Genomic DNA, 21,503 nt, shown 5'->3' with positions numbered 1-21,503 from the left:
ATACCGAACGCCATCTGCATTATACCGTTGACGTTACGATGTTTGGGTGGCGTCGCTCCTTCGGCACCACGTTAATGTAATGTGTGACGTAGGCGAAATATAATCCGGCATAGTTTTCGACCAGTTCGAAAAACGCCGGATACACCGACAGGCGACCGTCACCGCGATCTTTCAGATAGCCTGCCTCTTGCGCCGATTTGATAATTCGGTTGACGTGGATCCGGGAGACAAAGAATTCTTTCGCGAGCGTGCTGGCGGAATAGTCAATAACCGCGCCATGGGCAGATTTGTTTTTTATGGCCTGCAGGTAAAGATACAGCATAATCATGCGGCCTCCGTCCTTATCTATAAATAACCCTACCTCCGGTAAAACTTTTCTGAACGTTAATCCACGAAAGAGATATTCCGCCGCGCGGCGGAAGAAATTATTTCTCAACGTGTCATTATCGAGCAGGTTTACATCAATATTAAACGTCGGGTAAAGAGTGCTGACGGGCAAAAATGCACCGGACATATAGCGCTTGAGTTCATTCAATCCTTTTTCTGTTGGGGCAATTCTTGTTTTACGCCGATCTTCCGTACAGCGCCAGGTCCTGATGCGCCCCGTGGTTCGAAGTATTGTAATGATCGCAATTACGCTGTTGGGGCTGGCTATTTTATAGCGGGAACATAACTCTTTAATCTCTGATACAGATTCGGCCTGATTGCCAAATATAAAACAACACATGGAGAGGATAATGTTAAACCGTGATTCCTGAAGCATTGTCTTATAGAACAAAGGTTGTTTTTTGTAGATGGCGTCATTGATTGTGTAGTGCTCTAATATTGCCTCACTAAATCGCGGGTTGCTCTTTATAACATCCCTTCGATGTAGCAAGGCCCTGGATGAGATGTGATTATCCATAGCATTTTTCTCGTATTTGATAAGCCGATAGATGAAGTATCCAGCCTTCTTTTTCGGAATTTTCATTATACCTGAGAAAAAGTGGCTTGCGGTCGTTATTTTAAAAGAAACATATATTTATATCGGTGCGTGGAAAAGGGTGATTAACGCAAAGATGTTCCGGTGCGTGGCGTTGATAACAGTATCTTAACCTGGAGGTGTATTGTAAAATTATTATACACACCGCTGTTGGTTTACATATTCATAATAATAATGGCGCTTTCGTGCCCAGGAGCAGGTTATGACCCATAAAATTTCACTCAGTAATGTCGCGAGCAATGAGCAAAGATTTGTCATTTCAACCTGCGGTTTTACGTTTCAGGGGTATCGCCTGCTGCTCAAAAAGTACGGAATAGAGGCTGCGCATATTCATTTTGATGGAGATGAGCTATCTCAACTGGACAAGGAAAATATCCTTATTCATCAGAATGCTCACATCGTAGTGTTCCTGGGAAAAGGTACGGTAACTCTGCTGGAGAGCCTGACGCGACTGGCTTCCGTACTCAATGCACTTCCTGTTATTCGTTGTGTAACCCTGTATGGTGATATACCCGACAGCTGGCTCTATCGAACTCTGGGTAGCCTTTTAAATAACAGCTATCAATTATCACTGATTCGTATAGCCAGCGTTTCTGATGTAATAACCTGCTTCCACACCCACAATAATGGGTTTAGAGACCGCTCGCGCTTATTACGCGATTACTATCTGGATTGCTCGTCGCGTGAAAACCTTAAATGGCTGACAAGAAGAGAGGTTGATGTTTTATTAAATTTCTATCGCGGCATGTCCATAAAAGATATGTGCGACAGACTGAGGCTTTCTAATAAAACGGTTTATACCCATCGTAAAGAAGGTTTGCAGAAATTACATTATATTAAACGATGGTTGAATGAACCGCACACATTCAAAGTGGAAAAGCGGATTAAAAGCCAAAGTCAAAGAGTGGACTTCACGGATAAAGAAGCGGAGGTTTTTAATGCGCTGGTAAAAAGGGAAATATTCCCCGCTTATCAAATTATTACCGATTGTGACAAAAAAGGAGTGGGGTTTGAGATACTCATTCGCTGGAATAAAAACGGAAAAATAGTCAAGCCCGCCCGTTTTTTGAATGATATCGATAATTATGAAGTATGGCTAAAAATTACGGCATTGGTGATTCATGCCGCCGTTTCCGGGATTAATAAATATAATGGTAAGTTCTATTTTTCAGTGAATATACCGCCTCGCCTGGCGTCCGGGAATGCACTGCCAGAGATGGCCAGGAAAGCCATCGGCATGCTGCTCAACCCCCAGTGGGCGGAAAAGCTGGTCTTTGAATTCGCGGAAGATATTGATGTGACGAAAGACAAAAATATCCCTGAAACCATGCGCCATCTGCGTAATACGGGGTGCAGACTGTTTCTTGACGACTGCTTCTCAAGCCATCACGCCATGTTCCCCGTCAGGCAGGTGCATTTTGATGGGCTGAAACTGGACCGGGACATCGTCGATCATTTTGTGGCGAACGATAACGATTATAATCTGATTAAAGCGATACAGATTTACAGCGACATGACCGGAACGGCTTGCATTGCAGAGGGCGTTGACAGTGAAGAGAAATTTGAAAAATTAGTTGAGCTGGGTGTGAAAAACTTTCAGGGATATTATCTTTCGCGCGCCGTGAAAGAGGAGGAGTTAGACCGTATGGTGAGATTGTTCAGCTAAAAAATAAAGCCCCGAAGGGCCTTGATTATTTACGTCCCAGCAACAGGCCAAGCACAATACCGACGGCACCCGCTGCGATGAGACCGGTCAGCGGATTATTTCTGACCGCTTCAGTCACGTCAGAGACGGCATCGCTGGCCTGAGCCGCATATTTTTTCGCAGCGCCTTTTACCTGGTGTTTTGGTGAATCAACAAATTCACCGAACTGCTGCTGGGCTGAACCTGCAAGCTCATCAAATTTATTTTTTGCTTTGTCTTCAGCAAACTGGGTGTTTTTATCAGTACCGAAATCAGACATTTTTGCCTCCTTTTGTTGATAGTTAAAGGATAGCCTCTCTTTGAAAAGATGAGAGGCGTAACGCTAAATTTCGGAGGGAATTGACCTGTTTTCGGATATATCTACACGAGATGAGAGCGTTATTTTTCGTTCTCATCCTGGCCGTAATACAGTTTTCCAATCCGGATAAGCGGGCGGCCCTGAGACTTGCGGTGCAGGTTGCTGTCCCGAAGGGAATACACGCAGCCGCAATATTCCTGCTGGTAAAACTGTTCCCGCTTGCTGATCTCAATCATGCGTGATGAGCCGCCCTGTTTGCGCCAGTTGTAGTCCCAGTAGACCATCCCCGGATAGCGCGCTGCCGCACGCTGGCCGCAGTCGTTTATCTGCTGCATATTCTTCCAGCGGGAAATCCCCAGCGAACTGCTGATAACGCTAAAACCATTTTCTGCCGCATAAAGCGCTGTGCGCTCGAAACGCATATCGAAGCACATGGTGCAGCGAACGCCGCGCTCGGGTTCCCACTCCATGCCTTTCGCGCGTTCAAACCAGTTATCGGTTTCGTAATCGGCATCGACAAACGGCACGCCGTGTTTTTCCGCAAAACGAATATTCTCCTCCTTGCGGATGAGGTATTCCTTTTGCGGATGGATATTGGGGTTATAGAAGAAAATGGTGTAATCAATACCCGAGGCCTGAATGGCTTCCATTACTTCACCGGAGCAGGGGGCGCAGCAGGAGTGCAGCAGAAGTTTATCAGCCCCGTTGGGCAGGGTGAGTTGCGGGCGGATGAAGGGAGTCGTACTCATGTTGCTCTACAATATGTTAATGAAATTTATGGAATTGTAGCACAAGTTATTAATCTCTTCAGACTGTACTGATGAGCTGAGGGATCCTCATAAATAAACGCAAGCAGCGAACAATCCCCTCGCCCCTTTGGGGAGAGGGTTAGGGTGAGGGGAACATACGGCTCAGGTGGTCATTATTCGGCAAATTTGAGCAGCGCTTCGCCGTCAAGACGGTAGCGCACCCATTCGGACTGCGGCAGCGCGCCAATGCTCAGATAAAAATCGATGGCGGGTTGGTTCCAGTCCAGCACGCTCCATTCAAGGCGGCCACACTGCCGTTTTACCGCGAGCTGCGCGATATGTTTCAGCAGCGCTCTGCCCGCGCCTTTACCGCGATAGTCCGGGGAAATATAGAGGTCTTCCATATAAATACCATTGCGTCCAAGCCAGGTCGAATAGCTGGTGAAGAACACGGCATAGCCGGCGATCCTGCCGTCAAACTCAGCGATCAACGCCTCGGTTTTACTGCCCGCGCCAAAGAGGGTTTCCCGGATCTCGTCCTGCGTGGTTACGACCTCTTCGGGCGCTTTTTCATATACCGCCAGCTCATAGATCATGGCGTAAATGGCCGCGGCATCTTCGGGACGGGCCTGACGAAGGGTTATGCTCATTGTTTTTCCTGTTTTTTTGCATGGTTCGCGATTGATGGCGTTAAGCATACGGAGTATTGTCCGAAGAATTAAGTGCAATGAAATCAACAAATGATGAATATTATGCATCCGGCTCTGAGACGTCTTGATTTAAACCTGCTGCCCGTTTTTGACGCCATTTACCGCCACCGTTCCGTTCGCCTCGCAGCCGACGAGCTGGCGATGAGCACCTCGGCGCTAAGCCATGCGCTGTCGCGTCTGCGCATGACCCTTAACGATCCGCTCTTTTTTCGGGAAGGGCATCGTATGTCCCCCAGCGTGTATGCTTCTCAGCTCGCGCCTTCCATTGCTTCCGCATTGTCATTTCTTAATCAGGAGCTGACCCCGCAGCCGGAGTTTGACGCGGCCAGCAGTACCGAAAGCGTACAAATTGGGATTACTGACTTTACCGCGCTGTGCATTTTTCCCGCCCTGATGCACAAGCTGCAGCTTGCTGCCCCGGGGCTGCGTTTCGAATTGCGCTATCTGCCGCACAGCCCGGCGCTGACGGAACTGCTGGCGGGTGAAGTGGATCTGGCACTCGGTTTCAGCACGCCGGATGATATCCGCCATCCGGAACTGGAGGAGATCGGCTGGTTTGAAGATGAGTATGTGGTCATCAGCAACGCGCGCCGGACGCGGCTGACGCTGGAGGATTATCTCGCTGCCCGACACCTGGTGGTGACGCCGTGGAACGAGAAGCAGGGCGTTCTGGATTTACGGCTTGAGCAACTGGGCTATACGCGGCACATTGCGATCAAAACGCCGTCGATGCTGAGCGCACCGTTTATCGTTGCGGAAAGCGACCTGCTGATGGCGATCCCTCGTTTTGCCGCTGAGAAGCTGACGACGGCAGCGGACCTGAGGATTTTTCCTTTACCGTTTTCGATACACACGTTTGAAGTGAAAATATACTCGCATAAACGCAGCGGCCAGCGGGGCGCGACCCGATGGCTTAAGGAGGAGCTGCAAACGCTGGCGCAGGCTGGCAGGGGACTGTAGGCCGGGCAAGCGCTGTGCCGCCCGGCAGAAATGGCGGTCAATAAGGGATAGTCACTTTAACGGCAGGTAGATATCCGTTTGCAGCGCATGTTCTGGCACCTCGTGAATAAAATTGAGGTAATGGAAAAACACCGGGGCATCGCGCAGCGTTTCGCCGCTGGCCGGTAGCCAGTCGCGAAACATTGCCCACACCGTGGCGGAAATGGTATCCAGCGAACCGGTGTGACGCCCGACGGCGTAGCGTCCGCCGTCAATTTCACCACTGGAAACGCCAAATTCATTCTCTGGTATCGGTTCCGAGATACTGCCGCAGATATCGAAACGAAAGGCGTCTGCGGGTGTGGTTGCCGGGTCATCCCAGGCAATGCCAAACGTGCTGCTTTCGTGTACTGGCGATAGGCCCGTGCTTTTACGCCAGGCAATAAATTTCGCCGCGCTGTCATTAACCCGATCCGGGCTGCCACGGTGCTGCAGCATTGCCACCTGGGTCTGTGGGAAATCGACAATCTTAACTTCCATCGTTTTTTGCTCCTGAAAGGTCATTTTCGGTACGCGCTGGTGCCAGTTCAGCCAGTCCGGCTGCTGCCGAAACTGACGCGGGCTTTTTCCAAACGCGTTTCTGAAGGCGCGACTGAACGATTCAGGGCTCTGGAACCCGGCATCGAGCGCAATATCAATCACCTTATCCTGAGGATTAAACGCCAGTCGCCAGGAAGCATGACGCAGACGCAGCCACTGGATATAGCGATACAGAGGCTGACCGCTAAATGCCAGAAACTGTCGGTGAAAATGATAAGGCGAACAGCAGGCTAACGCGCTGAGCTTCTCCAGCGTAAGCGGTTCATCGAGATGGTTGGCGATATAGTCGCACACCATCGTGAAACGCTCGCGGTAGGCCGTTTTGATTGCATCGTTCATTGCATCCTCCTGATGACCCACTTTGCCTCACCGAATGGATATAATCCTGACCGATCTTGCTGACTAGTTTCATCGTTGACAAAGTTTTTTCCTGTGAGGGCCATATTGTTCTGGCTTTAACCCGCGTCATTAAGCAGGTGCGGGGAAGGAATCTGGGACACGAATGCCAGGTTGATCCCCTGGCATTACAATATTTTCGACGCTATCAACGCTGAATGGACTGAGGGATGAAGTTAAATCTGTCCTCCGAAAAAGGTGGACTATTTGTCAGCGATCAGCCCTAACAACTTACAGTGCTCGTCAATTGCTTCCCATATCATGTCCTGCTCATCACCGTCCCATTCTTCAGCCATCGCAAGCTCTGAGCGGAACTGTTTGAGCCTGATATGGATAGCGGCTATCTCATTGCGACCACATTGCTTTGCCATTTTTATCAATAAGGATTCGGGCGTTTTTTCGTAGGGGGACAGCCCAGCGCGCGCTTTAATGTAGAGTGTTGTTAGTTTGTCCATAGAAGCTTAGGTCGTGAAGGTTCTATCAATCCAGTAACGGTTTGCGACTTTCTTTCGCCGGCTCTGGCTTGAGTTCTTCAACGGGAATACTGCACATGCTTTCAGCTATTATCCCAAAAAGAGAGCCTTTCGGGAAACTTTCCCATTGCCCCACATCCTGTGACACATGTATGACATCGCCTTCCGCGAACGGTTTGGAAAAATAGGTTCGCGCCATAATGGCACGCTCGTTTTTGTCGCAATTAATCACGTCGATTGCCCGGGAACTCGCTACGTAGACGGGAGGATTTTTTATGATGAGTTCCTGCTCGGCGTAGTTATTGATGAAATAAAAGCGGCGCAAGTGGTCGTTACCCTGATAAGTTGAAATCACCCGAAGATCGATATATGAAGTGACTTTTTGATCTTCAAGAATTTTTATGACGCCAGCCGGTGGCTTGGGCGTAGACTGCAGCAGGGGTTTACCTATCCCGGTACAACCTGTCAGCATAAGTAATACCAGCCATGTTAGCTTTTTCATTTCGCACCCCCTGCGGATAAATCAGGTCGTAATGTCGTCAGCATGTCAGGCGTTACATTCCCCTGAACGGTACAGAGCAATAATGTCCCGTCTTTACCTTTGCTGAGCATTAACAGCTTTTCGGTACTTTCTTTTGCCGGAGCAATACCTGACACCGCCTGCGCGTTGTCTTCCCAGTCACTGTTTGGGTTGATTTTAATCATCGTCTGAGAAACATAATCGTCTCCCGCCTTTTTCCAGGATAAACGATCGAGTTTGGACATTACTTCTTCCGGTGACTCTTTGAAAATTAGTCCCCAGTAATAGTACTTACCGTAATTGATTTCATCGAGATTGCTGGTTTGTATATAATATCCCGATACCGTCAGATTTAATTCATGCAGTGGTTGGGTAAACCAGACGTTGCGATTGCCGTCTTCAGGGGCTTTGAACCAGGCCTGCGAATGCTTGTTAAGCGTTAAGGGGGCTAAGCGGCTGAGTTTGGCTCGCTGATGATAAATCTCGCTGAAAAAGGTTGAGTCGCAACGGGTCAAACTTTGTGTCAACGTGCTGGCGTGAACTGCGGGTGAGGCTGCAGCCATACCCGCTATGAGCCCAATGGAGGAGATGAGTTTACGCATGTAATTTCCCTATAATAAAAAAGACCCTGTTTTTATCGGCTCATCAGGATGAGACTTTACGCTTTTTATTTTACTACATTATCAGGCGTATTGAATGCCTAACCTACAGTCAGTTAATCCTGCTCATCGAGCGTCTAGCGATGGGTTATTGCCTTCGTTTAAAAACCTGCGAAGTTTTAGTATCCATGAAAGAAGTAGCGAATCTTCAGGCCGATAAACTTCAATACAGGCCAGACATAATGCTGAATTAAATATAAGACAGGTGGCACAACTAATGTCGCACCAGTTGCGCAGATTGCGTATGCCGCCGAATCCTTTGCAATTAATTCATAGTTTAGGTTAAGTGTTTCAAGATTAATTGCATTGGCTGTACTCGAACCTACAAATCCAGAACTAAAAACTACCAGGAACACATAAAGTGATGCTGTTATGAGTTTTAAAATTAGCCAAAAAAATTTCACGATGACCACCTGCTGATTGATGTCACCATTTAACACAAAAATGTCCTGCTTAGCTAGTTTATGGTTTGCGTTTTTCTGAATAGTATTCAGATCTTGACACATCCTCATTTTCCCTGACTGTCGCCGGGTATTTAATTCAGGCAGCAGAAAATCATTTTCAGATACCTCTTCGCTTTTTATCTAATATCACGAATAGGGCAGGGAGAATAAGAGTTGCGTACCGAAACTTTTAACATGTTAAGAAACCGGCTAATAACCATATAAAACTTAATGTTTACATAAAGTTGCTTTAAAAGATACAATACCCCCCTATAGTATCAGGAGGGCGTATGCCGCATTCACCCGAAGATAAAAAACGTATTCTTACTCGCGTTCGTCGCATTCGGGGCCAGGTTGATGCCCTTGAACGCGCGCTGGAGTCGGGCGACCCCTGTCTGGCCATCCTGCAGCAAATTGCCGCCGTGCGCGGCGCTGCCAATGGTCTGATGGGCGAAATGGTTGAAATTCATCTCAAAGACGAGCTGGTGACGGGAGACACAACGCCGGATCAGCGAGCCGTACGCATGGCGGAAGTCGGCCATTTGCTGCGCTCTTATCTAAAATAAACCCACACACCTCACAATAAGGGACGTCACTATGAAATCTCGCGCTGCTGTCGCATTTGGCCCCGGCCAGCCGCTGAAAATCGTCGAAATCGACGTAGCACCGCCGAAAAAAGGCGAAGTGCTGATCAAAATCACCCATACCGGCGTGTGCCATACCGATGCGTTTACCCTCTCCGGTGACGATCCTGAAGGCGTCTTCCCGGCGGTGCTGGGTCATGAAGGCGGCGGGATTGTGGTGGAAGTGGGCGAGGGCGTGACCAGCCTGAAGCCTGGCGATCACGTTATCCCGCTGTATACCGCAGAATGCGGCGAGTGTAAGTTTTGTAAATCCGGCAAAACTAACCTCTGCCAGGCCGTTCGCGCTACCCAGGGGAAAGGGCTGATGCCGGACGGCACTACCCGTTTCTCCTACAACGGTGAGCCAATCTATCACTACATGGGTACCAGTACCTTCAGCGAATACACCGTTTGCGCGGAGATCTCCCTGGCGAAGGTGAACCCTCAGGCGCCGCTGGATAAAGTCTGCCTGCTGGGCTGCGGCGTAACCACTGGCATTGGCGCGGTGCATAACACGGCAAAAGTCAAAGAGGGCGACACCGTGGCGGTGTTTGGTCTTGGCGGCATTGGTCTGGCGGTGATTCAGGGCGCAGTCCAGGCGAAGGCCGGTCGTATCATCGCGGTCGATACCAACCCGGAAAAATTCAAGCTGGCGGGCGAAATGGGCGCGACCGATTTTGTGAACCCGAAAGATCACGAGAAACCGATTCAGGAGGTCATCGTAGAGATGACCGACGGCGGCGTGGACTTCAGCTTCGAGTGTATCGGCAACGTGAACGTGATGCGTTCCGCGCTGGAGTGCTGCCATAAAGGCTGGGGCGAGAGCATCATCATCGGCGTGGCCGGGGCGGGCCAGGAGATCAAAACCCGTCCATTCCAGCTGGTCACCGGACGCGTCTGGCGCGGCTCCGCCTTTGGCGGCGTGAAGGGGCGTACCCAGCTTCCTGGCATGGTGGAGGATGCGATGGTCGGTAAAATTCAGCTCGACCCGTTCATTACCCACCGTTTGCCGCTGGAGCAGATCAACGACGCGTTCGATCTGATGCACGAAGGAAAATCCATCCGCACCGTCATTCATTTCGGCGACAAGTAACTCTTCTGCCAGCGGTTTTTAGCCGCTGGCATTTCTTTAATAATCTTCTCTAAAGTGTGACCAGTGCGGCGTTTTTAGCCGTAATCTAAATCCCCACCGTGCCGATGACTATTTAACACGCATGTTTTTACGCATCTTCCCTACAAGAGAGTCGACGGTCATGGACAACACTACTTCGATGCAGGCGCAGCGCAAGCTGGGCTTCCTGCATCACATCAGGCTGGTTCCGCTGTTTTCCTCCATTCTCGGTGGCATTATTCTGCTGTTTGCCTTAAGCTCAGGGCTGGCGGGGTATTTCCTGCTGCAGGCCGATAACGATCAGCAGGACGTTACATCTGAAATTCAGGTGCGTATGGGGCTGTCGAACAGCTCAAACCATCTGCGAACCGCGCGTATCAATATGATCCACGCCGGGGCGGCAAGCCGTATCGCGGAGATGGAAGCGATGAAGCAGAACATCCGCGAGGCGGAAACGCGAATTAAGCAGTCCCAGGATAGCTTTACCGCCTATATGAATCGTTCCGTGCGTAGCCCGGCGGACGAAGCGCTGGATGCGGACCTGAAGGCACGCTACGACGCCTATATCGCGGGCCTGCAGCCGATGGTCAAATTTGCCAAAAACGGCATGTTCGAGGCGATCATCAACCACGAAAATGAAACCGCCCGCCCGCTGGATGACGCTTATAACGCCGTTCTGCTGAAGGCGATTAAGATCCGTACCGACCGCGCCAATGCGCTGACGGCACAGGCGCACAGCCGCACGCAGCTGGGCCTGATGTTTATGGTGGGGGCGTTTGCGCTGGCGCTGGTGCTGACCGCCATGACCTTCGTTGTGCTGCGCCGCACCGTCATTAATCCGCTGCAGCGTGCAGCGAAACGTATCGAGAATATCGCCAAAGGCGACCTGACGATGCCGGACGACGTGGCCGGACGCAGCGAAATTGGCCGCCTGACGCGCGATCTGCAAACCATGCAGCACTCCCTTGAAACAACGGTCGGCACCGTCCGTCAGGGGGCGGAGGAGATCTACCGGGGTACCAGCGAGATTTCAGCCGGTAACACCGATCTCTCTTCGCGCACCGAGCAGCAGGCCGCGGCCATTGAGCAGACAGCCGCGAGCATGGAGCAACTGACCGCGACGGTGAAGCAGAACGCCGATAACGCGCATCATGCCAGCAAGCTGGCGGAGGATGCCTCCGGAAAAGCCAGCCGCGGCGGCCAGATGGTCTCCGGCGTGGTGAAAACCATGGGCAATATTTCGACCAGTTCGAAGAAAATCTCTGAGATTACCGCGGTGATCAACAGTATTGCCTTCCAGACCAATATCCTGGCGCTTAACGCGGCGGTAGAAGCGGCGCGCGCGGGCGAGCAGGGGCGCGGGTTCGCCGTGGTGGCCAGCGAAGTCCGAACTCTGGCCAGCCGCAGCGCCAACGCCGCAAAAGAGATCGAAAGCCTGATCAACGAATCGGTGTCGCTGATTGACCAGGGTTCCGGTGAGGTCGTTGCCGCAGGCAACACCATGAATGAGATCGTCGAAGCGGTTAAGCGCGTGACCGACATCATGCTGGAAATTGCCGCCGCATCTGACGAGCAGAGCCGCGGTATCGTGCAGGTAAGCCAGGCCATTTCGGAGATGGATAAAGTGACCCAGCAGAACGCCTCGCTGGTGGAAGAAGCCTCCGCGGCGGCGGCGTCGCTGGAAGAACAGGGGGCGCGTCTGACCGAGGCGGTCGGGGCGTTTCGTCTGAGCGGTGCGAAGCCGAACCGCGCGGTGGCGTCAGCGCCAGTGGCGACGAGCGCGCCGTTGCGCCCGGCGGCGACGGTTTCGGGGGATAACTGGGAGACGTTCTGAGTCGTGTGTTTTGTCGGGTGGCGGCTTCGCCTTACCCGACTTACTTGTATTTGTCGGCCCGTGTAAGCGTAGCGCCACCGGGAAAAAAAAGGGACCTTTCGGTCCCTTTTTCATTTGTTACTGCTTATCGGGTAACGCGTACGCGATAACGTAATCACCGCGATCCGGCGACTGGCGGGCGCCCCCGGCGTTAATCACGATGTACTGCTTACCGGTTTTCGGCGAGACGTAGGTCATCGGGCCGGACTGGCTGCCGACCGGCAGACGGTCCTTCCAGATCTCTTTCCCGGTGGCGGTATCAAACGCGCGCAGGTAGAAATCCTGGGTGCCGGCGAAGAACAGCAGACCGGACTGGGTTGACAGTGACGCGCCCAGCGTCGGCATACCGATCGGGATTGGCATGTGCATGCGAATGCCCAGAGGGCCGGTATCTTCCACCGTGCCGACAGGGACCTGCCACACCAGCTTGCCGGTTTTCAGGTCAACGGCCGACATGGTGCCGAACGGCGGCTTCTGGCACGGAATGCCCAGCGGCGACAGAAAACGTTCGCGCATCGCGCCGAACGGCGTACCGTCCATCGGGACAATCCCCATCTCAATGCCGCTGGCGTTTTTCGCCACGTTCGCGCGCGGCACCATGTAGTTTGCCAGGCCCAGGCGCATATCGTTGACGAACATCAGGCTGTTGTTCGGGTCAACGGAGACGCTGCCCCAGTTCATTCCGCCGAGCGAGCCGGGGAACTGCAGGGAACGGTCGAGACCCGGCGGGGTGAAGACGCCCTGATGACGCATCTCTTTAAACTGAATGCGGCACAGCAGCAGGTCAACAGGCGTCGCCCCCCACATGTCGGACTCGGTCAGCGTCTGGTTGCCAATCATCGGCATGCCCACGGAATACGGCTGGGTCGGAGAGTAGCGTTCACCTTCAACGTTACCCGCCGGAACGGGACGTTCCTCTACCTTCGCCACCGGCTTGCCGGTTTCGCGGTTAAGCATGAAGATCATGCCCTGCTTGCTGGTCTGGACGAGCACAGGTGTGGTGCCGCCTTTGCCGTCCGGCAGGTCGTACAGCAGGGGCTGGGAAGGCAGGTCAAAGTCCCACAGATCGTGGTGGGTGGTCTGGAAATGCCAGCGGACCTGTCCGGTGGCGGCGTCAACGGCGACGATGGAAGAGCTGTATTTATCGTCCAGCGCGGTGCGCTCACCCGCCCAGAAGTCCGGAGTGGCGTTGCCGGTTGGCAGATAGATCAGGTTTAGCTTAGCGTCGTAAGACATCGCTGACCAGACGTTCGGCGTGCCGAGCGTGTAGGTCTGGCCTTCCGGTGGCAGGCCGGTCAGGTTCGGATTACCCGGATCCCACGCCCACGCCAGTTTACCGGTGTGAACGTCGTAGGCGCGCACCACGCCCGGCGGTTCGCCGGTGGAGAAGTTATCCGCGACGCGGCCGCCGACGACAACGACATTGCCGGCAACCAGCGGCGTGGAGGTCTGCTGATAATACCCGGGCTTGATCTCGCCCATGCCGACGCTCAGATCAACGGTGCCATGGTCGCCGAAGTCTTCGCAGACCTTGCCGGTATCCGCATTGATGGCAATCAGGCGGGCATCGGTGGTCGGCAGGAACAGACGGCGAGGGCAGGCCGCAGGCGATGTGTCTGTTTGTGACGTTGTCACGCTTGCGCGATCTTCAAAATAGCCCAGGCCACGGCAGCGCTGCCAGTTCGGGGCTGTGGCTTTGGAATCATAACGCCATTTCTCTTTACCGGAATCCACGTCCAGCGCCAGTACTTTACTGTACGGGGTACAGACATATAGCGTGTCGCCAACCTGCAGCGGCGTGTTCTGATCTTCCGCGCCGGAGCCATTGCTTTGCGGAATATCGCCAGTGTGCGCAACCCAGGCAACTTTTAGATCGCTGACGTTTTGCTTGTTGATCTGGTCCAGCGCGGCGAAACGGTCGCCGTGGGTGGTATTGCCCCAGTGCTCCCAGTTCTTTTGCTGCTCGCCGGGTGCGACGGGTTTAACCGGAACGGGCTCGTTCGCGGCCACGAGGGTTTGTGGTTTAAACATCCAGCCGAGGCTGACCAGCATCGCCAGCGCGAGCACGACCGCGACGCCAAAAGCGGGCGCCTTGTTCGCGGCGCTGTGGTTCGCAGCACGCAGGAAAGGCCAGACGATGGCGCAGAGGAAGGCCAGTACGGCAAAGGTGAACAGGCGAGAGAAGAGCGGCCAGAAATCCCAGCCCGCATCGCTTACAGCCCAGAACAGCGAGGCAATAAACGCGATGCCGTAAAGCAGGATCCCGCTGCTGCGATTGAGGAAAATCAGGAGCGCGGCAACGACCATCACCACGCCCATTATCAGGAAGTAAAAACTTCCGCCTACGGTGGCGAGCTTAAAGCCCAACCCGCCGACCGCCAGACCGATGAGCATCATCAGTCCGACAAGAAGCCACTGCAGAATACGAGGTACCCCGCGCGGCGCGCTGCCAAATGCCATTTCTGTCTCCTTTAAATCCCCCGCCGTGCCGGATGTGTACCATTTGGATAAAAAATGCGGGGAACACAATGATTAACACGAGTGAATTCGTATTTATAAAATGATATGCGAACCATTTGGTGAATTCGTGGCTATGATAAAACTGTTAAATTGTTTTGCGCAATTGTTAATGAATCATTCCGCATTATTTGATTAACGCACAGGCCAGTTCCCTCTCCCCTAAGGGGAGAGGGTTAGGGTGAGGGGTAAGAGTTCAGACAGGCATGGATTTGCGAATGGCGCTCAGCAGCGTTTGTGCGCCCGTGGAAAGTGGGGTATCCACCCGGGTCAGAATGCCGATGGGTTCGCCCGCACCGGGGGAGGTGATCGGCAGGGCGGTCAGCGTCCCCTGTCGCAAATCGTCTTTTACCGCACCGGAAGGCACGAACCAGACGTAGTCATAATCCAGGGTGAGCTGACGCGAAAGGGAGGCCGAAAGCGTTTCGATACACCCTGAAGACAGCGTACACCCCTGCATCTGCAGCAAAGTTTCAGCGGCCTGGCGCGGAACGGTCCCTTTTGGGCAAACCACTACCGGCCACTCCATCACCCGGCTTAACGTCACGGTGTCCTGAAGCAGGGGGTGATCGGGACGAACCACCAGCTTCAGGGATTCCAGAAACAGCAGTTCATAATTGAGGCCGCCCATCAGTTCAGGGTCGGACATTCGACCGATACCAAGATCCAGTTCACCGGATTTAAGCCCCGCGAGCAGCATGGTGTTATTCATGGTAGCAACCTGAATAGTGGTATTGCGCTGCTGCTTGTGGAACTGACCAATAACAGGCGGCAGAATCCCCAGCGCCGCGGTTGGCAAGGCGCCGACGCGAACCACCTCGCTGGAGAGCTCTTCTTTTCGGTGCAGGGACTGGCCGGCGGTGTTGAGCGCATCCAGCACCTTTACGGCGTGCGTCAGGAACTGTTCGCCTACCAGAGTCAGCTGTGCCCCAAGCCGACCGCGATCAAATAGCCGGGCGCCGGTCAGCTGTTCCAGCTCGTTGAGGGTTTTCGAGAGCGCAGGCTGGCTCAGGTTAAGAGTTTCAGCCGCACGCCCCAGCGTTCCCTGTTGAGCGACGGCCACAAATGTATGCAAATGGCGCAAGCGTATGCGCTGACTGAACAGACCATTTTTTTCCATAGGCGATGTTAAAAACAGAGCGATGCGGGTGACAAGTTAAGTTGTTTAATTTTGATAACCTGATAGCAAAATATTTTTAACATTTGATCTGTTTGAGTTACAACATGTTTTTCAGGCAAGGCGGGTGATGAACGTCCTTGTTCATTTATTGCTCACTGCGAGGAAGGGAGAAAAGGGTAACGCATTTTTAAATCACGCCGTCGCCGCCGTCAGAACACCACACCTGACCGGAGGTAAAGGAACATTCGTCGGAGGCCAGCGTGACGTACAGCGGAGCAATCTCGACGGGCTGCCCCGGACGACCCAGCGGGGTATCACCGCCGAACTCCTTCACTTTATCCATCGGCTGCCCGCCGCTGGACTGCAGTACCGTCCAGTACGGGCCGGGGGCGACCGCGTTGACGCGAATCCCTTTCGGACCCAGCTGTTTGGCTAAGGATTTGGTAAACACCGCCAGACAGGCTTTCGTCTGGGCATAGTCAAGCAAAACAGGGCTGGGCTTCACCGCCTGAACGGAAGAGGTGTTAATGATCACGGACGACGCTTTCAGGTGGCGCAGAGCCGCCTTGGTGATCCAGAAGGGGGCGTAAACGTTGGTTTTAAACGTCGCGTCAAAATCTTCGGTGGTCAGCTCTTCAAGGGATTCCCGGTATTGCTGACGGCCTGCGTTGTTGATCAGAATATCCAGCCCGCCCAGCTTCGAGACGGCTTCTTCGACCAGATTCTGACAGAAGGTTTCGTCCCGGACGTCTCCGGGCAGCGCGATGGCCTTACGACCTTCCGCTTTGATCAGATCGATCACCTCGGCGGCATCTTTCTCTTCTTCAGGCAGATAGTTGATCGCAACGTCAGCGCCTTCACGCGCAAAGGCGATAGCGACCGCGCGACCGATACCGGAGTCACCACCGGTAATCAGCGCTTTTTTGCCGGCAAGGCGGCCATGTCCTTTGTAGCTTGTTTCCCCGTGGTCGGGTACCGGCTGCATTTCGGATGCCAGTCCCGGCGGCGTTTGCGGCTGTTCCGGGAACGGGGGCTGCGGGTAAGCGTTCGTACGTTGTGTTGTATCACTCATAGCTGACTCCTTAAGCCAAGGGGTGAGATTTGATGGATAGCTGCAGCGTTAACGCTTCGCTGAATTATTTCTGCAAACGATCAACACGAACGACGGCAGGAGATGATTTTTTATCAAGCGAACCGTTGATACTGATCATCTGATCGGGTTTTACCGTTCTGCCGTCGAAGACTGCCTGGGGAATAATAACGTCGATTTTTCCGGTTTTATCCTGGAATACAAACTTATCGCCGCTACCGTCAATAAGATTACCGCGCAATGAAATTGTCGCACCATCGTGCATTTGTTTTGCCTGTTCGATGGTCATAATACGCGCGTCGTCGGCTCCACGATATCCGCTGTCCAGCGCGTGGGGTGGCGGCGGTGCTTCACCTTTTTGTAACCCGCCGTTATTATCAGCCCATGCGGCTGGAACCAGAAATATCAAAAAAGCGGAAATAAGTGATAATTTCATCTGATATCCTTCATTTTTGAGTGTCTTGACATATTAAGTATTGTTGCTATTCCTTTATGTGGCAAATGTGATAAGTCTTAAAAACATTCTCTTTTGAAATCAAAACTATCATTAAATAAGCGAAACGGTGACGACGGCCATGAAGCGTGAAAATGAAAAGTTACCCGGGATAGATGAGAGTTATCGCTTGCTGAGGTTCGAATATACATTTCGGCAGGTGGGTTTAGTGGTCCTCCTGGTTATTATCATCGCAGCGGTTGCCGGTCTTTTTTCCAGCGGAATGGTGAGCGAGACGGCCAAAACCAATTCCGCTAACTCATTGAGCATAAACTATGAACGTTTTGGCAGGCGGGAGACGGAGTCAAGAATGCAGTTCACGTTCCCGGTGAAAACGGAGGGCAGCTATACCCTCAGCCTGACCAGCGACAGCAGCGACGTGTACAAGCCCGGCAGCGTCTGGCCGCAGCCGGACAAAATGTATAGCCATGAAAAAACCCTCTATTTGGTCTATGACAACCTGCAAAAATCAGACAATTTCTCTGTTTTATACTTCACGACGCCTTCCAGAGCCGGTAAATGGAACACCGTCATCCGCGTCAACAACGAGCCAGAGATAAATATCTGGCAATTTATTTATCCGTAGGAGGCTGATATGGATATGGTCTTTCGCGCGCTGGCGATTTATCTGTTTCTCGTGGTGGTATTTAAAGTGGCGGGGCGTCGCGCGCTGCTGCAGATGACCAGCTTTGATTTCATCCTCCTCTTGATTATTAGTGAGGCGACGCAACAGGCGCTTCTGGGTCAGGATTTCTCCGTCACCGGCGCGATGATTACCATTACCACACTGGTGGTAGTTGACATTATATTTGGGCTTATGAAGAAGTATTTTTCACCGGTGGAGAATATTCTGGATGGTACGCCGGTAATTCTGGTTGAAAACGGCGTGCCGCTCGCGGATAAGCTAAAAAAAGTCGACGTGTCCTGTGATGATATTCTGGTGTCAGCGCGACAGAATAATGGCATTACAGAAATGAGTGGAATTAAATATGCCATACTTGAGCGCAATGGTCATATTTCAATCATTCCTTTTGAGAAATAAGAGGCGGAAAGATGAGCAATCTTTTACACGACAGTCATTTTACCGTGAGTGAACTCACCAAAAAGCTGGCGAGTAAATTAACCGATGCCGGGCTGCGCTTAACCACGGCGGAATCCTGCACGGGAGGAAAGCTCTCGGTGGCGCTGTGTGCAGAGGAAAACACGGCCGATTTTTATGATGTCGGGCTGGTTGTGTTCAGCGATGAAGCCAAATCGCGGATCCTCGGCGTGCGTCCTGAGACGCTGGCGCGCTACACCGCCGTCAGTGAACAGACGGTGACCGAGATGGCCGCCAGCATCCGCGACATTGCCCGGGCGGATATCAGCATCGCTATCAGCGGCTATGCGGGCCCGGAAGGGGGCGATGACGGCACCGCGGCGGGTACGGTCTGCTTTGCCTGGAATGTGCGCGGCGAGACGGAAACCCGCACCGTCCTTTTCTCCGGCGACTGTGAGGATGTGGTGAAGAAAGCGGTGCACTACTCGCTCGCGGAACTGGTAACAAAACTGTCGGACGGCAATAACGGCTAAATTCACGCGGAGGTTCTATGGCGGTCATAGTGATTACCGGCGGGACGGCGGGCGTGGGAAAAGCCACGGCGCTGCACTTTGCAAAGGCAGGTTACAATGTGGGGATTATCGCCCGCGATGAAGCCAGCCTGCACTCAACCCAGGAAGAGCTGCGCCGCTTTGGTGTTAATGCCCATGCGGTGCAGGCGGACGTCGTCGACAGCCAGGCGGTGGTGGATGCGGCTAATGAGATCGAGTATCGCCTCGGGGCGATTGATGTCTGGGTCAACAATGCGATGGGGGCCGTGCTGGCACCGTTTCGTACCCTGACGCCGGATGAGTTTCGTCGCGTGACGGATGTTACCTACCTCGGGTTTGTCAACGGCACCCGCGCCGCGCTGGAGCTGATGGTGCCTCGCGACAGGGGCGTGATTATTCAGGTGGGTTCCGCGCTGGCCTACCGTTCCATCCCTTTGCAGTCGGCCTACTGCGGAGCCAAAGCGGCGATCCGCGGGTTCACCGATGCGGTGCGAACTGAGCTAATGCACGAGAACAGCCGGGTACAGCTTTCGATGGTTCAAATGCCGGGCCTCAATACGCCGCAGTTCGAATGGGCGAGGAATAAGTTTGCCTGGGCTATGCGCCCGGTGCCGCCGGTCTTTGAGCCTGAAGTCGCCGCCAGGGCCATCTTTAAAGTTGCACAGAAACCGGTGCGCGAGCTGTGGGTGGGCAGCAGCACCATCCAGTCCATCGTCGGGCAATTCCTCTTCCCAGGCTACCTTGACCGGCTGATGGTGAAAAAGGCCTGGGAAGGCCAGATGACCGACGATCTGAACGCAGCGGATCGCCGGGACTATCTCGACCAGCCGGTTAACGACCTGCACAAAATCCATGGGCGTTTTACGGACGAAGCAAAAGACCGCGCCCCGTCCGTCACCTCCGGTATGCCGGGTAAGGTGGCGCTGGGGGCGCTCGCGGTGGCGGGGATTATGCTGACCCGTCTGATCGCCCGGCGGAAACGCTAATCAGCGCAGCGCGCTGCGGTGCGTCCAGAACCATCGGTAGCCGTAGCCGCTAATACTGAGCTCGACGGTTTTGCCGCAAACCAGCGCGTCGTCGTAGCGTTTGTCCTCAAGGCAGGCGGTCCAGGTGGCGTTGCGGATCCCCTTTGCGGTGAACTGAACGGGCTGGTCGCTGAAGTTAACGAATGTCAGGATGCTGCGCTCGTCGGTCTCGTAATAGATCCCCAGCACCGCGTCATGATCGAGGGTGATGAGGCGAAAGGGCGCCACGGCAATTTCGGGGAACTCCGAGCGGGTATTGGCAATATCGATTATCCGGTGCAGGAGCGAGTTGCGGTGAAGCAGCGAATCGGCGACGTTGATTTTCTGATAGCGATAGGGTCCGTGGTCGATTATCGGCGCAATAAATTTTTCAGGATCGGCCGCCGAAAAACCGCCGCCCTGCGAACCTGCCCACTGCATCGGGGTGCGAACGGCGTAGCGTTCCTCCAGCTCCAGGTCATCACCCATGCCGATCTCATCTCCGTAGCGCATCACCGGCACGCCCGGCAGGGAGAAGAGCACCGCGTGGCAGAACGCCAGCCGCTTTTGATCGCCATTCAGCATCGGCGCCAGGCGTCTGCGGATCCCGCGCTGATAGACGTTCATCTCCTCGTCAGGGGCGAAGGTGTCGAGGACAAACTGTTTATCTTTCTGACTAATCCCTTCCAGATCCAGCTCGTCATGGTTGCGCAGCCAGTTGGCAAAGCAGCATGAATCGGGCGGGACGATCATTTTCTTCACCGCGTTGCGCAGTGGGCGAGCGCTTTTCCTGGCCAGGCTGACGTAGAAATACTTGTTGAGCCAGAAATTAAGCACCAGATGCAGGCGGTCGTTATTGCCGAAGTAGTCTTTATAGGTCTCAACGTCCACGTCCACTTCACCGAGCAGGATGGCGTCCGGATTACGCTCCTGGATTAGACGGCGCATATGCTCCAGGATCCACAGGCCCTTTTTTTCATCACCGTTTCCTGCCTGCGTGGTGAGGTGGGATGCTGCATCGAGGCGAAACCCGGACACGCCCAGCTTGAGCCAGAAGAGGATAATATTCTCAATCTCTTTAAGCACAGCGGGCGAGGTCAGGTTCAGATCCGGCTCGTGACGATAAAACATATGCCGGTAATACTGTCCCGCCTCGTCATCCCAGGTCCAGATGCTCTTTTCCACGCCGGGGAACATGGGTGGCGTGTCGTCGTCGTCGTTATCCGACCAGAGATAGTAGTCGCGATACGGTGAGGTGGGGCTGCGGCGAGCCTGCTGGAACCAGGGATGGGCGTCGGAGGTGTGCTGGATCAGCAGCTCAATAATGACCTGCATGCCCAGCTCCCGGGCTTGTTCGATAAAGGCGATGATATCGGCCAGTTTTCCGAAGCGGGGATCCACCTGCAGATGGTCGCTGACGTCGTAGCCTTCATCCAGAAAGGGCGTGAGGTAAAACGGGGTGATCCAGATAACCGTCGCCCCCATGCGGCGAATATAGCGCAGCTTGGCCGCTATCCCGGCGATATCCCCGCAGCCATCGCCGTTCATATCGTAAAAAAGCGCGGTATCAATCTGGTAGATAATGGCTCGTGTATGCCAGTCCGTCAT

General features: G+C 53.4%; 23 protein-coding genes. 9 read left to right on the top strand and 14 right to left on the bottom strand.

Going from position 1 to position 21,503, the window contains the following annotated elements; translation table 11 throughout:
* Positions 1-19: 19 nt before the first annotated feature.
* Positions 20-904: a MarR family transcriptional regulator gene (locus tag URZ40_RS00700; protein ID WP_116341127.1), complete on the bottom strand. Its 885-nt coding sequence runs from the start codon at positions 902-904 to the stop codon at positions 20-22.
* Between the two features lie 280 nt (positions 905-1,184).
* Here URZ40_RS00700 and URZ40_RS00695 point away from each other — a divergent pair, with 280 nt between their 5' ends.
* Positions 1,185-2,648, top strand: coding sequence for an EAL domain-containing protein (locus URZ40_RS00695; protein WP_192982419.1), 1,464 nt, complete (start codon positions 1,185-1,187; stop codon positions 2,646-2,648).
* 25 nt (positions 2,649-2,673) lie between these two features.
* Here URZ40_RS00695 and URZ40_RS00690 read toward each other — a convergent pair whose 3' ends face one another.
* From URZ40_RS00690 to URZ40_RS00680, 3 genes are all read right to left on the bottom strand, one after another.
* Entirely contained in the window at positions 2,674-2,946 is a 273-nt protein-coding gene (locus URZ40_RS00690) for a YqjD family protein (protein ID WP_047651242.1), read from the bottom strand.
* A gap of 119 nt (positions 2,947-3,065) precedes the next feature.
* On the bottom strand, positions 3,066-3,734 hold the full coding sequence (locus URZ40_RS00685) for an epoxyqueuosine reductase QueH (RefSeq protein ID WP_320719576.1): 669 nt from the start codon (positions 3,732-3,734) through the stop codon (positions 3,066-3,068).
* 173 nt (positions 3,735-3,907) lie between these two features.
* Positions 3,908-4,384 carry a GNAT family N-acetyltransferase gene (locus tag URZ40_RS00680; RefSeq protein ID WP_320719575.1) on the bottom strand — a complete coding sequence of 159 codons (477 nt, stop codon included), beginning with the start codon at positions 4,382-4,384 and terminating at the stop codon, positions 3,908-3,910.
* Between the two features lie 90 nt (positions 4,385-4,474).
* Between URZ40_RS00680 and URZ40_RS00675 the strand changes: the two genes are divergently transcribed.
* Complete coding sequence (locus tag URZ40_RS00675) at positions 4,475-5,404, top strand: LysR family transcriptional regulator (RefSeq protein ID WP_166711081.1); 930 nt, start codon at positions 4,475-4,477, stop codon at positions 5,402-5,404.
* 51 nt (positions 5,405-5,455) lie between these two features.
* On the opposite strand, the gene URZ40_RS00670 is transcribed toward URZ40_RS00675, so the two are convergent.
* The 5 genes from URZ40_RS00670 to URZ40_RS00650 form a co-directional block, all read right to left on the bottom strand.
* Positions 5,456-6,322: a GyrI-like domain-containing protein gene (locus tag URZ40_RS00670; RefSeq protein WP_166711083.1), complete on the bottom strand. Its 867-nt coding sequence runs from the start codon at positions 6,320-6,322 to the stop codon at positions 5,456-5,458.
* Positions 6,323-6,582: 260 nt separating this feature from the next.
* Positions 6,583-6,834, bottom strand: a complete 252-nt coding sequence (locus URZ40_RS00665) for a hypothetical protein (protein WP_116340023.1) — start codon at positions 6,832-6,834, stop codon at positions 6,583-6,585.
* Positions 6,835-6,859: 25 nt separating this feature from the next.
* Positions 6,860-7,354, bottom strand: a complete 495-nt coding sequence (locus URZ40_RS00660) for a surface-adhesin E family protein (protein ID WP_320719574.1) — start codon at positions 7,352-7,354, stop codon at positions 6,860-6,862.
* Positions 7,351-7,974, bottom strand: coding sequence for a hypothetical protein (locus URZ40_RS00655; RefSeq protein WP_116340022.1), 624 nt, complete (start codon positions 7,972-7,974; stop codon positions 7,351-7,353). The genes URZ40_RS00660 and URZ40_RS00655 overlap by 4 nt, the downstream gene beginning before the upstream one ends.
* Before the next feature lie 176 nt (positions 7,975-8,150).
* Positions 8,151-8,537 (bottom strand): hypothetical protein, encoded by a 387-nt coding sequence (locus URZ40_RS00650; RefSeq protein WP_320719573.1) that lies wholly within the window; start codon positions 8,535-8,537, stop codon positions 8,151-8,153.
* A gap of 227 nt (positions 8,538-8,764) precedes the next feature.
* On the opposite strand from URZ40_RS00650, the gene URZ40_RS00645 reads away from it, so the two are divergent.
* From URZ40_RS00645 to URZ40_RS00635, 3 genes are all read left to right on the top strand, one after another.
* Positions 8,765-9,040: a metal/formaldehyde-sensitive transcriptional repressor gene (locus tag URZ40_RS00645; RefSeq protein WP_028013093.1), complete on the top strand. Its 276-nt coding sequence runs from the start codon at positions 8,765-8,767 to the stop codon at positions 9,038-9,040.
* Positions 9,041-9,071: 31 nt separating this feature from the next.
* Positions 9,072-10,190 (top strand): S-(hydroxymethyl)glutathione dehydrogenase/class III alcohol dehydrogenase, encoded by a 1,119-nt coding sequence (locus tag URZ40_RS00640; RefSeq protein ID WP_166711085.1) that lies wholly within the window; start codon positions 9,072-9,074, stop codon positions 10,188-10,190.
* A 160-nt stretch (positions 10,191-10,350) separates the two neighbouring features.
* Positions 10,351-12,042 (top strand): methyl-accepting chemotaxis protein, encoded by a 1,692-nt coding sequence (locus URZ40_RS00635; protein ID WP_116340016.1) that lies wholly within the window; start codon positions 10,351-10,353, stop codon positions 12,040-12,042.
* Positions 12,043-12,159: 117 nt separating this feature from the next.
* Here URZ40_RS00635 and URZ40_RS00630 read toward each other — a convergent pair whose 3' ends face one another.
* The 4 genes from URZ40_RS00630 to URZ40_RS00615 form a co-directional block, all read right to left on the bottom strand.
* On the bottom strand, positions 12,160-14,541 hold the full coding sequence (locus URZ40_RS00630) for a glucose/quinate/shikimate family membrane-bound PQQ-dependent dehydrogenase (protein WP_320719572.1): 2,382 nt from the start codon (positions 14,539-14,541) through the stop codon (positions 12,160-12,162).
* A 253-nt stretch (positions 14,542-14,794) separates the two neighbouring features.
* Entirely contained in the window at positions 14,795-15,718 is a 924-nt protein-coding gene (locus URZ40_RS00625) for a LysR substrate-binding domain-containing protein (RefSeq protein ID WP_316379105.1), read from the bottom strand.
* 187 nt (positions 15,719-15,905) lie between these two features.
* Positions 15,906-16,790 (bottom strand): SDR family oxidoreductase, encoded by an 885-nt coding sequence (locus tag URZ40_RS00620; protein ID WP_320719571.1) that lies wholly within the window; start codon positions 16,788-16,790, stop codon positions 15,906-15,908.
* A 64-nt stretch (positions 16,791-16,854) separates the two neighbouring features.
* Positions 16,855-17,244, bottom strand: coding sequence for a YdeI family stress tolerance OB fold protein (locus URZ40_RS00615; protein WP_320719570.1), 390 nt, complete (start codon positions 17,242-17,244; stop codon positions 16,855-16,857).
* A gap of 139 nt (positions 17,245-17,383) precedes the next feature.
* Here URZ40_RS00615 and URZ40_RS00610 point away from each other — a divergent pair, with 139 nt between their 5' ends.
* From URZ40_RS00610 to URZ40_RS00595, 4 genes are read left to right on the top strand one after another with little or no spacing between them, the layout of a single operon-like run.
* Positions 17,384-17,887: a hypothetical protein gene (locus tag URZ40_RS00610; protein ID WP_320719569.1), complete on the top strand. Its 504-nt coding sequence runs from the start codon at positions 17,384-17,386 to the stop codon at positions 17,885-17,887.
* 9 nt (positions 17,888-17,896) lie between these two features.
* Positions 17,897-18,343, top strand: a complete 447-nt coding sequence (locus tag URZ40_RS00605; protein WP_320719568.1) for a YetF domain-containing protein — start codon at positions 17,897-17,899, stop codon at positions 18,341-18,343.
* A gap of 11 nt (positions 18,344-18,354) precedes the next feature.
* Complete coding sequence (locus tag URZ40_RS00600) at positions 18,355-18,873, top strand: 2-oxo-tetronate isomerase (RefSeq protein ID WP_320719567.1); 519 nt, start codon at positions 18,355-18,357, stop codon at positions 18,871-18,873.
* A 17-nt stretch (positions 18,874-18,890) separates the two neighbouring features.
* Positions 18,891-19,877, top strand: coding sequence for an SDR family oxidoreductase (locus tag URZ40_RS00595; protein WP_320719566.1), 987 nt, complete (start codon positions 18,891-18,893; stop codon positions 19,875-19,877).
* Here the strand turns inward: URZ40_RS00595 and URZ40_RS00590 are convergent, their stop codons facing one another.
* Positions 19,878-21,503, bottom strand: coding sequence for an alpha-amylase family protein (locus tag URZ40_RS00590; protein WP_320719565.1), 1,626 nt, complete (start codon positions 21,501-21,503; stop codon positions 19,878-19,880).

This window comes from Enterobacter sp. 296B2, assembly GCF_034106185.1.
Lineage (GTDB): Bacteria > Pseudomonadota > Gammaproteobacteria > Enterobacterales > Enterobacteriaceae > Enterobacter > Enterobacter cloacae_N.
Note: the sequence above shows the minus strand (reverse complement) of the source record. Positions and strands in the feature narration are given on the sequence as shown.

What these genes read in the sequence shown, in the direction of transcription:
- URZ40_RS00615 (WP_320719570.1), bottom strand. Translation starts at nt 17,244, where the DNA reads ATGAAATTATCACTTATTTCCGCTTTTTTGATATTTCTGGTTCCAGCC.
- URZ40_RS00650 (WP_320719573.1), bottom strand. Translation starts at nt 8,537, where the DNA reads ATGTGTCAAGATCTGAATACTATTCAGAAAAACGCAAACCATAAACTA.
- URZ40_RS00670 (WP_166711083.1), bottom strand. Translation starts at nt 6,322, where the DNA reads ATGAACGATGCAATCAAAACGGCCTACCGCGAGCGTTTCACGATGGTG.
- URZ40_RS00635 (WP_116340016.1), top strand. Translation starts at nt 10,351, where the DNA reads ATGGACAACACTACTTCGATGCAGGCGCAGCGCAAGCTGGGCTTCCTG.
- URZ40_RS00600 (WP_320719567.1), top strand. Translation starts at nt 18,355, where the DNA reads ATGAGCAATCTTTTACACGACAGTCATTTTACCGTGAGTGAACTCACC.
- URZ40_RS00620 (WP_320719571.1), bottom strand. Translation starts at nt 16,790, where the DNA reads ATGAGTGATACAACACAACGTACGAACGCTTACCCGCAGCCCCCGTTC.
- URZ40_RS00595 (WP_320719566.1), top strand. Translation starts at nt 18,891, where the DNA reads ATGGCGGTCATAGTGATTACCGGCGGGACGGCGGGCGTGGGAAAAGCC.
- URZ40_RS00625 (WP_316379105.1), bottom strand. Translation starts at nt 15,718, where the DNA reads ATGGAAAAAAATGGTCTGTTCAGTCAGCGCATACGCTTGCGCCATTTG.
- URZ40_RS00630 (WP_320719572.1), bottom strand. Translation starts at nt 14,541, where the DNA reads ATGGCATTTGGCAGCGCGCCGCGCGGGGTACCTCGTATTCTGCAGTGG.
- URZ40_RS00680 (WP_320719575.1), bottom strand. Translation starts at nt 4,384, where the DNA reads ATGAGCATAACCCTTCGTCAGGCCCGTCCCGAAGATGCCGCGGCCATT.
- URZ40_RS00665 (WP_116340023.1), bottom strand. Translation starts at nt 6,834, where the DNA reads ATGGACAAACTAACAACACTCTACATTAAAGCGCGCGCTGGGCTGTCC.
- URZ40_RS00655 (WP_116340022.1), bottom strand. Translation starts at nt 7,974, where the DNA reads ATGCGTAAACTCATCTCCTCCATTGGGCTCATAGCGGGTATGGCTGCA.
- URZ40_RS00695 (WP_192982419.1), top strand. Translation starts at nt 1,185, where the DNA reads ATGACCCATAAAATTTCACTCAGTAATGTCGCGAGCAATGAGCAAAGA.
- URZ40_RS00605 (WP_320719568.1), top strand. Translation starts at nt 17,897, where the DNA reads ATGGATATGGTCTTTCGCGCGCTGGCGATTTATCTGTTTCTCGTGGTG.
- URZ40_RS00685 (WP_320719576.1), bottom strand. Translation starts at nt 3,734, where the DNA reads ATGAGTACGACTCCCTTCATCCGCCCGCAACTCACCCTGCCCAACGGG.
- URZ40_RS00690 (WP_047651242.1), bottom strand. Translation starts at nt 2,946, where the DNA reads ATGTCTGATTTCGGTACTGATAAAAACACCCAGTTTGCTGAAGACAAA.
- URZ40_RS00675 (WP_166711081.1), top strand. Translation starts at nt 4,475, where the DNA reads ATGATGAATATTATGCATCCGGCTCTGAGACGTCTTGATTTAAACCTG.
- URZ40_RS00610 (WP_320719569.1), top strand. Translation starts at nt 17,384, where the DNA reads ATGAAGCGTGAAAATGAAAAGTTACCCGGGATAGATGAGAGTTATCGC.
- URZ40_RS00590 (WP_320719565.1), bottom strand. Translation starts at nt 21,503, where the DNA reads ATGACGGACTGGCATACACGAGCCATTATCTACCAGATTGATACCGCG.
- URZ40_RS00660 (WP_320719574.1), bottom strand. Translation starts at nt 7,354, where the DNA reads ATGAAAAAGCTAACATGGCTGGTATTACTTATGCTGACAGGTTGTACC.
- URZ40_RS00700 (WP_116341127.1), bottom strand. Translation starts at nt 904, where the DNA reads ATGGATAATCACATCTCATCCAGGGCCTTGCTACATCGAAGGGATGTT.
- URZ40_RS00640 (WP_166711085.1), top strand. Translation starts at nt 9,072, where the DNA reads ATGAAATCTCGCGCTGCTGTCGCATTTGGCCCCGGCCAGCCGCTGAAA.
- URZ40_RS00645 (WP_028013093.1), top strand. Translation starts at nt 8,765, where the DNA reads ATGCCGCATTCACCCGAAGATAAAAAACGTATTCTTACTCGCGTTCGT.